Below are 13,355 nucleotides of genomic sequence, written 5' to 3' on the forward strand. Positions count from 1 at the left end.
CGATGTGCTTCGAGATCCTCAGCCGTGCCCGCGCCTTCGGCGGCACCCAGCTCGTTTGCCGGCATGCCTCGCGCGAGACCGGCACCGCGATGCGCTTTGCCGCCTTCGTGCCGCCGCAGGCCGAGGGTGGGTGCAAGGTGCCCATCGTGTGGTTCCTCTCCGGCCTCACCTGCACGGAGGAGAACTTCACGGTGAAGGCCGGCGCCCAGCGCATCGCCGCCGAACTCGGTCTCATGCTGGTCGCGCCGGACACAAGCCCGCGCGGGCAGGGCGTGCCGGACGATCCCGAAGGCGCCTACGACTTCGGCCTCGGGGCCGGCTTCTATGTCGATGCGACCGAGACGCCATGGGCGCGCCATTACCGGATGAAGAGCTATGTCGAGGTGGAACTGCCCGCGCTCGTCGCGCGGGAACTGCCGGCGGACATGGACCGGCAGGGCATCACCGGCCATTCCATGGGCGGGCACGGGGCGCTTACCATCGCCCTGCGCGCGCCGGAGCGCTTCCGGGCCGTGTCGGCCTTTGCGCCCATCGTCTCGCCCATGAACTGTCCGTGGGGCGAGAAGGCGCTCGCGGGCTATCTCGGACCGGATCGCGTGTCATGGCGCAGCTATGACGCCTGTGCGCTGATCGAGGACGGGGCACGGCTGCCGGAGATCCTCGTCGATCAGGGCACGGCCGACACCTTCCTCACGCGCGAGCTGAAGCCGGAGCTGCTGGAAGAGGCCTGCCGCAAGGCCGGTATCGCGCTGACCCTGCGCCGCCAGGAGGGCTACGACCACTCCTATTTCTTCATCGCCACCTTCATCGAGGACCACCTGCGCTGGCACGCCGCGCGGCTCGGCTGAGCCAGACGTGCGCGCCACGCCGTGACGGCGAATGGCAAGCAGGGGAACCATATGCTTCCCGCTTTGACTCCACTCTATAATGTTGATATCAACCTACCTGACCGGGGGGCCAGCCAAGCGGTGATCGGTTCGCCGCACACCAGCGGAGGATATCATGCAGCACCCGGTTGTCTCGCGGGAGGAGTGGCTCGAGGCACGCCGCGCGCTCCTCGCCAAGGAGAAGGAATTCACGCATCTGCGCGACAAGGTGAACGCCGCCCGTCTCGCGCTGCCGTGGGTGCGGGTCGACAAGCCCTATGTCTTCGACACGCCTCACGGACGCAAGACGCTGGCGGAGCTGTTCGCCGGCCGCAGCCAGCTCGTCGTCTATCATTTCATGCTCGGGCCGGACTGGGAGGCGGGCTGCACCGGTTGTTCTTTCCTCGCCGACCATCTCGATGGCGCGCTGCCGCATCTCGAGAACCACGACGTGACCCTGCTTGCTGTCTCGCGTGCGCCGCTTGATCGGATCGAGGCCTACAAGCGCAGAATGGGCTGGCGCTTCCCGTGGGTGTCGTCGCATGGCAGCGACTTCAACTACGACTTCCACGTCTCCTTCACGCCGGAGGCTCTGGCCAAGGGCAGCGTCTACTACAATTACGAGATGATCCCACGCGCGCAGGCCCATGATGAACTGCCGGGACTCAGCGCCTTCTACAGGGACGAGAAGGGCGAGGTGTTCCACACCTATTCCAGCTATGCCCGCGGCGGCGAGGAACTCATCGGCACCCTCATGATCCTCGATCGGGCGCCGCTCGGTCGCAACGAGCACACGACCATGGACTGGGTGCGCCGTCACGACGAATACGAGGCCGCGGGTCGCGCCTGCTGCGCCTGAAGTCTCCCGTTGCCCCAACCACCACGAAAGCCCGGAGATGACCATGCAGAAAGCAGAACCGACGCAGGAGCACCGCTGGCTCGAACAGCTCGTCGGCGAGTGGGCCGTGCGGAATGAGGTCCCCACGCCCGGCCAGGAGGAGACGGCGGAATGGACGGAGACCGTGCGCGCGCTCGACGGCATCTGGTTCGTCAGCGAAGGCCGTGGCGACATGCCCGGCTGCGGCCCCGTGACGACGCTGCTGACGCTCGGCTATGATCCGCATAAGAAGCGCTACGTCGGCACGTGGATCGGCTCGATGATGACCCACCTGTGGGTCTATGAGGGCACGCTCGACGAGACCGGCAAGGTGCTGACCCTCGACTGCACCGGTCCTGACTTCGAGCGGCCGGGCGAGACGGCGCGCTATCAGGACATCGTGACGATCATCGACAGGGACAATCGCAGGTTCACGGGTCGGGTGCAGAAGCCCGATGGGTCGTGGAGCGACATGATGACCGCCCATTACCGTCGCAGGGTCTGAGCCTGCACGCCCCGCCGACCGCGTCCTTCGAGGCGCCCCGCCATGCGGGGCGCCTTTTCCTTATGGCCAGCGCGACCGTGATGATGCCCAGTGCAATTTTGTATATCCTCACGAGATTATTCATGAGAAGGGCGCCACGACGATCGAAAAGCGCTCCTATGCATAGTTTGAAAAATTATAAACTGCCGATAACAGCTATTTTCCATCTGTCTGGATCACGAATATTCGGATATTCACGTAAAAGGCGCAAACATAACGCGATGCCGTTTGCCGACGACATGTCCGCCATCGGCGGCAAGGCGGACATCCTGATGGATGTGGACAGCAACGGGGATTTGACCGTGAACATGATGGAACGGCCGGCCGCGGAGGTCATGGCGATGAGCGGACGGGCGAAACGTCTCAAGGCCTGCACGCTCGCGACGCACGAGGCACTGGACAAGCGCATCATGGCCGGTGCGCCCTTTGCCGACCGCGTCAATTACGGTCGCTTCCTTGCGGTGCAACATGCCTTCCACCGCGACATCGACGCGCTCTATTCGAACCCGGCGCTCGATGCCCTTCTGCCCGATCTCGCCGGCCGGCGACGCCTGGCACAGATCGAGCAGGACATCATCGATCTCGGCGGGACAGTGCCAGAGATCGCGGCGGCGCCGGCCTTCGGCGCGAGCGCAGACCTGCCGACGGCGCTCGGCTGGCTCTATGTCGCCGAAGGCTCCAACCTCGGTGCCGCCTTCCTCCTCAAGGCGGCGGCGGGGATCGGCCTGTCGGAGACGTTCGGCGCGCGCCATCTCGCCGGCCATCCCGACGGCCGCGGCCTGCACTGGCGCACCTTCACGGCCGCGCTCGACGGCATCGCGCTGACGGAAGCCGAGGAAGGCCGCGTGATCGCAGGGGCGGAAGCCGCCTTCAAGCGCGTGCACGGCCTCGTCGAGGTGCATTTCGGCCGAACGGGCCTCGCGCCAGACGGCTCAGCAGCCGCCCGTAACTCCAAGACGCTCGACGAGGCCGTCCCTCTCGCGCCAGGCACCGGCGAGCATCGCGCCGAGAAGGTCGGCATAGGTCCAGCCGGCCGCCTGCGCCGCGATGGTGCACAGGCTGTCCTGGTCCTCGCGCCCGGGCCTGCCGGCGCCGGTGAGGTTCGGCTTCATGTTGAGGTCGAAGAGCCGGTAGCGGCCGTCGGCTCCCGCCCGGCAGTCGATGCGGATGATGGTGCGCGCCTCGACCACCGCGGCCGCGGCCGCACAGGCGGCCATGACGGCCGCAACGGCGGGCTCCGCGGCCTCGTGCGCCGTTAGCGCGACGCTGTTGCGGGTGACGGCGACGAGGCCATTGTAGGGCGCCACGTCGTCGTGGTGGTCGAACCGGCGTACCGGCGGCGGGCACCAGGCCTCCTGCGCAAGGCGGCCGTCGGGGCCGGGCAGGCCGGCGGGAAGGACGGCGACGGTCAGCTCCTCGCCCGGCAGGAATTCCTCGATCATGACGATGTCGCCGAAGGTCGCCGCGGCGAGGAGGTCGCGGGCGGCGGCGTGCAGCGCGGCGAGGCTGCGCACCACCGTCACGCCCTGGCTGCCACGCCCGCGCACCGGCTTGATGACGAGCGGCAGCGCGAGGCCGGCCCTGGCGAGAAGGGCCGCGTCGATCTCCGCGACGGCCGCGATGCCGTCGCGGGCTTCGTGCGCGGCGAGCATTGATCGCGCGACCGGCAGGCCGGCCTCGCGCAGCCGCAGGTTGGTGAGGAACTTGTCGTCGGCGCGCTGTACGGCGTCGGGGCGATGGCCGACGACGAAGCGTTCGCCCAAGACGAGCTCCAGCGGATGGCCCTCGAACAGAACGGTATTGGCCCACAGCACGGCCGCGCCGCTGCCGGTCGCTTCGGCGATACCCTGCGGCGTGTCGGGAAAGACCCAGTCGAGGTTCCGCGCCGGATCGGGATTGCGGACCGGGGTCACGACCGGCACCCCGACCCCTGCGAGGGCGAAGCCGATATCGGCGCCGCTGTCGGAATAGCCGCCCGGCTTGGCGACCTTGCGCAGGCCACCGATCACCGGCGGCGGCAGCGCCTGGTAGAGAATGGCGACCGGCGCTCCGGCGAGGGCGGCTTGATCGATCATCGGGCAGGAACCTCCGGCAGGACCTCATCAATGGCGTGAATCGCTCGGACCGGATCGATTCATAACTCTCGTTGGACGCCGGATTCCACGCGTGTTTCCTCGGAAAGGGTCGCAAGAACCCGTCCGGGAGCCGTGATGATCGTTCTCCATCGCATCGATCCCCGCCGCAACATGGCGCGTTTCTATGCTTTGTCCATCGAGCGAAACCTCCTCGGCGAATGGTCGCTCGTCCGCAACTACGGGCGTATCGGTCGCCGTGGGGTCTTCCGGCTCGACATCTGCGGCAGCCGTGCCGATGCCTATGCCGCCGCCCGGCGTCTTGCGCAGCGCAAGGCGCTGAAGGGCTATGTGCCGGCCTGATGCGCCTGAAGACCCGCCGGATGTCCCCTTGCGACGGGATCATAAAACCGGTGATTGTCCTCGCCGGCTTGATCCTGCGCCTTCGGGACGCTATCCGGGCGGCTCCTCGGTCTTCCTGCCGCTGAAAGGGTGACGGATGAGCACAGCGCAGGCCGTCCTCGCGCATCCTGCCCCGCACGACTGGCACGGCGTTCTCGACGGCGACCTCGTCCTCCTGCGCGAGCGCGTCGCGCGGCCGGACGACGAACGGGACTTCCTGCCGGCGGCCGAGCTTATCGCGCCGGACCGCCTCGGACCGCGGCTCGACCGCTATGCCGCCCGCTTCGACCCGGGGCTGCGCGCCGCGGCCGTCTCCTTCTGGAGCCTCTACCATCTCTCCGGCGCTATCCTGCCAATCGCCGCCTTGGCGATGCTCTCGGACCGGATGCCCGCGGCGGCATTGTCCGAGGTCTCCTTCACCTTTTCGGCGGAGGGGGAAAGCCGGGCCGCGCGCATCGCGCCGGACGAGACCCTCGGCCCTTGCGACGCGATCGCCGTGCTGGAGGCGCTGATCACGGACCACCTGGAGCCGACAGTCGCGGCGCTGGTCGCGGTCAGCGGGCTCGCACCGCGACTCTTCTGGAACAATGCAGCGAGCTATTTCGACTGGGTGGTGCGCGCCGCCGCCACCCATCCGCGCGTGCCGGGCGAGCGCGCAGCAGCGGCGCTCCGTCTCGTCGAGGCGGCCGTACTGCCGTGCGGCGCGCCCAATCCCATGCACGGGGCGATCAGGCCGATTGTCGAGGACGGTATCGAGGCGCGCCGTCGCAAGGTCTGCTGCCTGCGCTACAAGCTGCCCGGCGTTCCCGGCTGCGGCGGCCTGTGCCCGCTGCCGGCCGTGCGGCAGGCCGGGACGGAGCACTAGACCCCGAACCTACGCGACCGCTTCCGCGTTCGCGGCCGCGCGTTCGGCCGCCACCTGCTCGATGTTGCGCCTGATGCCGGGGTGCTGGGCGAGGAATCCCTGGAAGGCCCGCACATCGAGTCGCAGGAGGAAGCAATAGCTGATGGCGTGCACGTCCGACTGGCGCGGCCGGCCATGGAGCAGAGCCATCTCTCCCACGACATCGCCGCGCCCGAGGCGGACCTTGCGGCCCGGCAGGCTTACCTCGAGAGCGCCGGAGGCGATGAAATAGACGGCATCGCCCGGCGTCCCCCGGCGGATGACCTGCTCTCCCGGGATGACAAACAGAGGTTGCAACAGCTTCGTCACTTCCGTCAGCTGTTCGCCAGTCAGATCAGCGAACATCGGCAGTTCGCCGACAAGTTCGCGCGCGTTGAGGGCAAGGTCGAGCCGCCGCTGGCGGTCCGCCTCCTTGCGGTCGGCATCGACGGAGCGGCGCAGGTTGTCGTAGAGCTCCGGGCCGATGAGACCGTCCTCGAAGAGGACCATGTATTCGAGCTCCTCCTGCCTCAGCGCGATCTTGCGCAGCAACCGGCGCTCCAGCGATTCCGCATAGAGCGGATATTGCAGCCGGAGAGCATCGAGGCCGGCGGCGACGGCCTCCTGCCGCCGCTCGACAATCTCGTGCAGCACTTCGCCAACGCGCAGCCCGAGGATGGGCACGATCTTGCTGTCAATGAAGGAGCTCAGTTCCTCAAGCACCGTTCGTGTCACGAAGAGCATCTCGAAGCGCCGCGCCAGCAACCGCTCAAGCGGTCCGCTGGCATGGAGGCGGCGATGGAGAAACTGGGCGAAGCCGAACTTCCAGTCGAAGGCAAGCGTCTGCTTGGCGGCACGCTGGTAGTCCGACCAGCCACCCGTACGGGCGCGGTCGAGCAGCGTCTCGGCTTGGGCAAGCAGCGAGGGCAGCAGCGCGGCGGAAACGGTTCGCGCCCTCATGCGCTCGATGATGATGTCACGCTCGCGTCCGGCGAGCGTCAGCAGCCCGAGGGACAGGCGCTCCTTGTCCGTCAGCTCCCGTCCCTGGCCGGCGCTCGCCGCCTCGTCGATCCGCTCGGCGTAGCGGCGGGCCTCCGCAAGCGCTGTGCCGGAGGCGACCTTGTAGGCCTCGGCCGCCCGGGCAACGGCCTCGCGCACGTTCTCAAGCGCGACGGCGAGCACCTGGCCGCGCATGGCAGCATCACGAGGCGACAGGAGATTGAGGCCGAGCGAGGAGATGACCCAGCGCATGGTGGTTCCCTGGATGAGCAGGGTGAAAAGCACGAAGCCGGTGGCAAGGATGGCGACGAAGCGCTGGATGTCGTCGGGGACGATGTCGTTCTCCGTCACGGCGAGCGCCAGCGCCAGCGTGACGGCGCCGCGCAGACCGCCCCAGAGAATGACGACCCGGTAGGGGATGCTGACCGGCGGCGAGAGCTTGAGCAGGCTCAAGAGCGGCAGCAGGGCGAAGAGGATGACGGCACGGGCGGCGAGCGCCGCGGCTGCGACGACGAGAATCAGGAAGAGATCAAACAGCGACAGGCTGGCGAGCAGGCGTGGCACCAGGATGGCGGCGAGCACGAAGACGAGCGAGCTCGCCCAGAATGCAATCTGATCCCAGATGCCGGTGAGGTAGCTCCATCCGTCCGGCGAGGCGCGCGATGGGCCGAGGAGGCTCAGTGTCATGCCCGCGACGACGACGGCGATGACGCCGGACACGCCGAGCAACTGCTCGCAGGCGATGAAGACGAGATAGGCGAGGGCGAAGCTGATCGAGACGGCGGCGGAGCGCTGCTCGGGCAGCCTGCCGATGAGCCAGGCCGCCGCACGCGCGGCCAGATGCCCGACAAGCGCGCCGCCACACAGCGTCCACAGGAAGGAGAGGGCCGCATCAGCGAAACCCGGCGTCTCGCCCGCGACGAGGATGGCGAGGAACGCCGCGAACAGCGTGATCGCGGCGGCGTCGTTGAGCAGGCTCTCGCCCTCGACAAGTCGCCCGAGACGCGCCGGTGCACCGATGTCGCGGAAGATGCCGACGACGGCGACGGGATCCGTCGTCGCCACGATGGCGCCGAGAAGGAGGCAGACGAGCAGCGGCTGGCCGGCAAGCGGCAGGAGGGCGAGGCCGATGACCGCGGTTGCCACGACGACGGCAAGGACGGCGAGGACGAAAATCGGCACCCAGTCGGGCATCATCTGGCGCACGTCGAGCGTCAGGGCCGTCTGGAAGATGAGAGTCGGCAGGAAGACGTAGAGGAAGACTGTCGAGCCGATGGGAAAATCGAGGATGGCCCGGGCCGGCTCGTTGAAGGCGTCGGTCAGCTCCGTATGCAGCAGGAAGGAGGCTGCCGCCGCGATGAGCATGCCGATGGCAGCGAGCACGACGCTGAACGGCATCCTGAGCGCCCCCGCCAGGGGCTGGACAAGGCTGATGATGAGGAGCAGGACGCCGATGACCGCCAGGATGACCGGTAATGCCAAGATCGTTCCAGCCCCATATTGCTTGCTGCATCAGGCCTTTCTAAGCAGACGGAGCGACGCGGTCGAGGGCCCGCGCCGCAGAAAGTGCATTACGCGAGGAAGACCGGCATCGCGCGCCGCATCACGGCCGCCCGGCGCGCTCCTCGAGCACCTTGACATAGGTGCGGCCGGAGGCGGTGACATGGGCCACCATCAGGCGCTCGAAGGCCGCGAAATCCCCCGCCTCGAAGAACCGCAGGAAGCTGCGGTGCTCCTCGTAGGATGTCGGGTTCTGGACGTCGATGGGCGAGCTGAGATTCGTGCGCAGCGCCGCGATCTTGCCCGCCGCGAGGCGATAGGATTCCTCGATGTAGGAATTTCCGCAATGGGTGAACAGCGCCTCGTGCAGCGCGGTGTCGGCGCGACCATAGGCGACATTGTCCCGCTTCTCGAGGGCCTTTTCCATGTCGGCGATGGCGGCGGCCATGGCCGCAATCGTGCCGTCCCTGTCGTGGCGGAAGGCGAGTTCGGCGGCGCGCGGCTCGATGACGGAGCGGAACTCGCACAGCTCCGCGATGTCCTCCGGGCTCGGCCGGAAGACGAAGCTGCCGACCTGGGGGCGGATGGTGACGAGGCCCTGCAGCTGAAGCTGGTTCAAGGCCTCGCGCACCGGCGTACGGCTGACGCCGAAGGATTGCGCCAGCGTCTCCTCGGCGATGATGGCGCCGAGCGCCAGTTCCCCCTCGATGATGGCTTGGCGCAGGCGCAGCATGACCTTGGCGGAGAGCGACTTGGGAGGATCGAGCCTGAACGATTTCATCAGGGGCTGTCTGATTCCGGAGACGGACATTCATTCCGGAATTGCTCCGGCCGTCAATGACGCCAGACCGGCACGGGCCGCCGACGCCCATGCCGGCCACCTGCCGGTCAGTTGCCACGGACGCGCTTGAGCTCCTCGAAGACGAGGGTCAGCGCCTCGTCGCCAATGGCCTTGCCGTGGCGCTCGTAGATGACCTGCGCCTTCTCGCGGATGCGCGCCATCTCCTCCGGCGTGATCTCGTTCACCTCCATGCCCTGTGCCTTGAGGTTGGCGAGGCTGATCTCGGATTTCTCGCGGTTGACCTTGCGCTGCTCCTTCTGGCCCACGGCCGCGCAGTCCTTCAGCACCGCCTGCTCCTCGGGTGACAGCGTGTCCCAGATCTTCTTCGAGAAGAGCACGAGCGTCGGGCTGTAGGCGTGCTTGGTCAGGGTGAGGTATTTCTGCACCTCGTAGAACTTCATGTTCTCGATGTTGTTGAAGGGGTTCTCCTGCCCGTCGACGGTCTTCGTCTCAAGGGCCGAATAGACTTCCGAGAAAGCGAGCGGCACGGCATTGCTGCCGAGCTCCTTGAACGTGTCGATGAAGATGTTGTTCTGCATCACGCGCATCTTCACGCCCTCGAAATCCTCGGCCTTGGTGATCGGGCGGCGCGAATTGGTGGTGTGGCGGAAGCCGTTCTCCCACCAGGCGAGGTTGATGACGCCGGCAGCGGGCAGCTTGGCGGCGAACCACTCGCCCGCCTTGCCGTCGAGCACATGGTCGGCCTCCTGCTCGTTATTGAACAGGAAGGGCAGGTCGAAGACGCCGAGCTCGGGGACGATGGAGGTGAGCGGCGCGGTCGAGGTCAGCACCATCTCGAGCGAGCCGGTGCGCACGCTCTGGGTGGCGGTGAGGTCGTTGCCGAGCGCGCCGTCCCAATAGGCCTGGATCTTCATCTTGCCGCCGGTCTTCTCCAGCGTGCAGGCGCCCATGGCGGCAAGGCCGTTGCCCATGGGATGCTCCTTGCTGACGCCGTTGGAGACGCGGAAGGTGCGCTCCTTGAACTCGGCCTGCGCCGCTGCCCCGGTGAACAGCACGGCGGCGGCGAGGCCGGCGGCGAGGCCGGCGCCGGCGAGCTTGTAGCAGAACCTGGTCTTCATCTTCGTTTCCTCCTCCGGTTGTTATGAGAGCCATTTCAGCGGGATGAGCACGAGGTCCGGGAACAGGACGAGCAGGAACAGGACGGCGATCTCCGCCCACAGGAAGGGCCACAGGCCCTTCATCAGGTCGCTCATGGGGATCTTGGCGACGCCGCAGATGACGTTGAGCACGATGCCGACCGGCGGCGTGATGAAGCCGATGGCGTTGTTCATGATGAACAGCACGCCGAAATAGACCGGATCGATGCCGGCCTGCTTGATCACCGGCATCAGCACCGGCGTCAGGATCATCAGCGTCGGCGCGAAATCGAGCGCGGTGCCGACGATGACGACGATCGCCATGATGACGAACATCAGGAGGATCTTGTTGCCCATGAAGGGCTCGAGCATCGCCGAAACCTGGCCCGGCACGTCGGAGAGCGTGATCAGCCAGGCGGAGACGAGTGCCGCCGCGATCAGGAAGACGACCACCGCCGTGCTGCGTGCCGCCGACACGAGAAGCGGATAGAGCTGGCGCAGCGGCAGTTCGCGGTAGACGAAGGCGCCGACGACGAAGGCATAGACGCAGGCGGCGACGCCGGCCTCGGTCGGCGTGAAGATGCCGAACTTGAGCCCGCCGATGATGCCGAGCGGCATGACGAGCGCCCAGATGCCGTCGATGCCCGCCTTGAGGCGCAGGCCCCAGCCCTGCTTCGGCAGGATTGTGACCTTGTCCTTGCGCGCCACCCACAGCCAGGTGAGCACGAGCGCGGTGCCCATCATCAGGCCGGGGAAGATGCCGGCGAGGAAGAGCTTGCCAATGGAGACATTGGCGATGACGCCGAAGACGATGAGGCCGATCGACGGCGGGATGACCGGCGCGATGACGCCGCCGGCGGCGATGAGCCCGGCCGAGCGCGGCACGTTGTAGCCGGCCTGGCGCATCATGGGGATGAGCAATGTGCCGATGGCCGCGGCATCGGCCGCGGCGCTGCCCGAGATCGCCGCCATGACCACCGCGGCGAAGATCGCGACGAGCCCGAGCCCGCCGCGGACATGGCCGACCCAGGTGAGGGCGAAGGCGACGATGCGCTTGGAGATGCCGCCGGCGTTCATCAGTTCGCCGGCCAGCATGAAGAAGGGGATGGCGAGCAGGGGGAAGCTGTCGGCGCCCTCGATGAGCTTCTGGGACAGGATGGTGGCGTCGATCTGGCCCTGCATCACCATCAGCGCGACGGCGCAGACGAGGAGCGCGAAGGCGATCGGCATGCCGAGCGCCATGGCGCCGAGGAGCGAGATGGTGAAGACGGCGACGGTCATGGCCGCACCTCGCGGGGCACGGTCTCTTCGCTCTCGTGCACCTCGATCAGTTCGTCGTCGCGGATGCGGCCGGTGGCGATGCGCCAGAGCTTGTGCACCGCATGGGCGCCGATGCCGACCGCCGTGACATAGGCGATGCCGAAGATCCAGATCATGGAGAGCCCGGTGACGGGCGCCCCCGTCGTCGCGTTGACCTCGTGCTGCTGCCATGCGCCCCAGAACAGCATGACGCAGCAGGCGAGGATGAGGGCCTGGCTGAGCGCGAGGCAGACGATGCGGCCGCGGCGCGGCAGCATCAGGAGGACCGTCTCCATGCCGAGGTGCGAGCCGTCGCGCATGGCGACGACGGCGCCGATGAAGGTCAGCCAGACGAAGAAGAAGCGGGAGAGCTCCTCGGAGACGACGATGCCGGAGTTGAAGACGTAGCGCAGTACGACATTGCCGAAGACCATCACCACCATGCCGAGCAGCAGGGCGGCGAGCAGGGCGTCGACCAGCTTGAAGGCGCGCTCGATCATCACACCACCTTGCCGGGATTGAGCAGGCCGGAGGGGTCGAGCGCCGCCTTCAGCGTGCGCATCAGCGCGATCTCCGCCTCGCTGCGGGCATGGCCGAGCCATTGCTTCTTCAGGGTGCCGATGCCGTGCTCGGCCGAGATGCTGCCGCCGAGTTCCTTCACGAGCCCGTAGATGATCGCGTCCATGGCCGGTTTCGGCTGGGCGGCGGCGGCAAGGCCCGGCACCCAGGTGACGAGATGCAGGTTGCCGTCGCCGATATGGCCGTAATAGGCGCTGTCGCAGCCGGGAATCGCCGCCTCGAGCGCGGCCTTGCAGCGGCGCGCGAAGTCGTCCATCCGCCCGACGGCGAGGCCGATGTCGTAGGAGACGTGCGGCCCGAGCACGGCCGGGAATTCGGCGCAGGCGTCGCGCAGGGCCCAGAAGGCATCGATGTCGGCCAGCGATTGCGCCACGGCCGCATCGACGAGCAGTTCCTGCTCCATGAGGCCCTCGAGCCAGCTCTCGAAACGGGGCCGGTCGATGGCCTCGTCGGTGCCCTGCGCCTCGACGAGGACGTAGAGTCCGTCGCCGGGCGCAACCGGGCTGCGCACGCCGGCGCGCTCCGTCACCACCTGCCAATAGTCCGGCCACATCACCTCGAAAGCCGACAGCAGCGGCCCGAGGCCGCGGCGGGCGGCGGCGAGCAGGGCGACCACCCGGTCGTAGTCGGCGAGCTTGCACAGGGCCGCCATCGTGCACTGCGGCTTCGGAAACAGGCGCAGCACGACGCGGGTGACGATGCCGAGCGTGCCTTCCGAGCCGATGAAGAGGTGCTTCAGGTCGTAGCCGGCGTTGTTCTTCAGGAGCTTGTTGAGATTGGTGATGATGGTGCCGTCGGGCAGCACCACCTCGAGGCCGAGCACCAGCTCGCGCATCATGCCGTAGCGAATGACGCGATTGCCGCCGGCATTGGTGGAGAGATTGCCGCCGATGGCGCAGGAGCCGCGCGAGCCGAGGTCGAGCGGGAAGAGGAAGCCGGCGGCGTCGGCCGCATCCTGCACACGCTCCAGCGGCGTGCCGGCCTTCACCGTCATGGTGGCGCTCGCGGCGTCGACCTCCTCGATGCCGCTCATCCGCTCCAGCGACAAGGCAACCCAGCCCTCCTCCGGCGTGGCGCCGCCGCACAGGCCAGTAAGGCCGCCTTGCGGAACGACGGGAAAACCGACGGAACGGCAGACCTTCAGGGTCAGGGCGACGCCGGCAGCGTCGAGCGGTCGTACCACCGCGAGCGGCCGGCGCGGCGCCTGCGGGCTCCAGTCGTTGCAATTGCGCGCGGGGACGTCGTCGCCGACGAGAACGGCACCGGGGCCGAGCTGCCGGCGCAAATCATCGAGAACCTGCAGCCGCAGCGCAGGCGTGGTGATGACGTTCATGATCCTCCCCGACGATATCTTATATGTAAGGTACTAGAATATATGGCACGACGAGGCCGTCAA

The 13,355-nt window shown here is 67.5% G+C and carries 12 protein-coding genes and 1 pseudogene; 6 read left to right on the plus strand and 7 right to left on the minus strand.

What is annotated here, in order from left to right:
* Positions 1-2: 2 nt before the first annotated feature.
* The 4 genes and pseudogenes from fghA to P2T65_RS03790 form a co-directional block, all read left to right on the plus strand.
* Complete coding sequence (gene fghA / locus P2T65_RS03775) at positions 3-848, plus strand: S-formylglutathione hydrolase (RefSeq protein ID WP_276199221.1); 846 nt, start codon at positions 3-5, stop codon at positions 846-848.
* A 154-nt stretch (positions 849-1,002) separates the two neighbouring features.
* A complete protein-coding gene (locus P2T65_RS03780; protein ID WP_055458914.1) occupies positions 1,003-1,725 on the plus strand; it encodes a thioredoxin family protein in 723 nt (240 codons plus the stop codon).
* Positions 1,726-1,762: 37 nt separating this feature from the next.
* Positions 1,763-2,248, plus strand: a complete 486-nt coding sequence (locus P2T65_RS03785; RefSeq protein ID WP_055458913.1) for a DUF1579 domain-containing protein — start codon at positions 1,763-1,765, stop codon at positions 2,246-2,248.
* A 347-nt stretch (positions 2,249-2,595) separates the two neighbouring features.
* Positions 2,596-3,180: pseudogene (locus tag P2T65_RS03790) on the plus strand (biliverdin-producing heme oxygenase); the annotation flags it as partial.
* A 39-nt stretch (positions 3,181-3,219) separates the two neighbouring features.
* Here P2T65_RS03790 and P2T65_RS03795 read toward each other — a convergent pair.
* Positions 3,220-4,362, minus strand: a complete 1,143-nt coding sequence (locus P2T65_RS03795; protein WP_055458911.1) for a biotin carboxylase — start codon at positions 4,360-4,362, stop codon at positions 3,220-3,222.
* A 135-nt stretch (positions 4,363-4,497) separates the two neighbouring features.
* On the opposite strand from P2T65_RS03795, the gene P2T65_RS03800 reads away from it, so the two are divergent.
* A complete protein-coding gene (locus P2T65_RS03800; protein WP_245316387.1) occupies positions 4,498-4,722 on the plus strand; it encodes a WGR domain-containing protein in 225 nt (74 codons plus the stop codon).
* A gap of 136 nt (positions 4,723-4,858) precedes the next feature.
* On the plus strand, positions 4,859-5,626 hold the full coding sequence (fhuF, locus tag P2T65_RS03805) for a siderophore-iron reductase FhuF (RefSeq protein WP_276199222.1): 768 nt from the start codon (positions 4,859-4,861) through the stop codon (positions 5,624-5,626).
* A gap of 9 nt (positions 5,627-5,635) precedes the next feature.
* Here the strand turns inward: fhuF and P2T65_RS03810 are convergent, their stop codons facing one another.
* The 6 genes from P2T65_RS03810 to P2T65_RS03835 form a co-directional block, all read right to left on the minus strand.
* A complete protein-coding gene (locus P2T65_RS03810) occupies positions 5,636-8,125 on the minus strand; it encodes a cation:proton antiporter (protein WP_055458908.1) in 2,490 nt (829 codons plus the stop codon).
* A 121-nt stretch (positions 8,126-8,246) separates the two neighbouring features.
* The gene (locus P2T65_RS03815; protein WP_055458907.1) at positions 8,247-8,924 is read right to left on the minus strand and encodes a GntR family transcriptional regulator; all 678 of its coding nucleotides are present in this window, start codon (positions 8,922-8,924) and stop codon (positions 8,247-8,249) included.
* 107 nt (positions 8,925-9,031) lie between these two features.
* Positions 9,032-10,063, minus strand: coding sequence for a TRAP transporter substrate-binding protein (locus P2T65_RS03820; protein WP_276199223.1), 1,032 nt, complete (start codon positions 10,061-10,063; stop codon positions 9,032-9,034).
* Positions 10,064-10,084: 21 nt separating this feature from the next.
* The gene (locus tag P2T65_RS03825; protein WP_276199224.1) at positions 10,085-11,362 is read right to left on the minus strand and encodes a TRAP transporter large permease subunit; all 1,278 of its coding nucleotides are present in this window, start codon (positions 11,360-11,362) and stop codon (positions 10,085-10,087) included.
* Complete coding sequence (locus tag P2T65_RS03830) at positions 11,359-11,880, minus strand: TRAP transporter small permease (RefSeq protein ID WP_276199225.1); 522 nt, start codon at positions 11,878-11,880, stop codon at positions 11,359-11,361. Before P2T65_RS03830 ends, P2T65_RS03825 begins: the two co-directional genes overlap by 4 nt.
* Entirely contained in the window at positions 11,880-13,292 is a 1,413-nt protein-coding gene (locus P2T65_RS03835) for an FAD-binding oxidoreductase (RefSeq protein ID WP_276199226.1), read from the minus strand. The genes P2T65_RS03830 and P2T65_RS03835 overlap by 1 nt, the downstream gene beginning before the upstream one ends.
* Positions 13,293-13,355: the final 63 nt, after the last annotated feature.

Source organism: Chelatococcus sp. XZ-Ab1 (assembly GCF_029309855.1).
GTDB classification, from domain to species: domain Bacteria; phylum Pseudomonadota; class Alphaproteobacteria; order Rhizobiales; family Beijerinckiaceae; genus Chelatococcus_A; species Chelatococcus_A sambhunathii.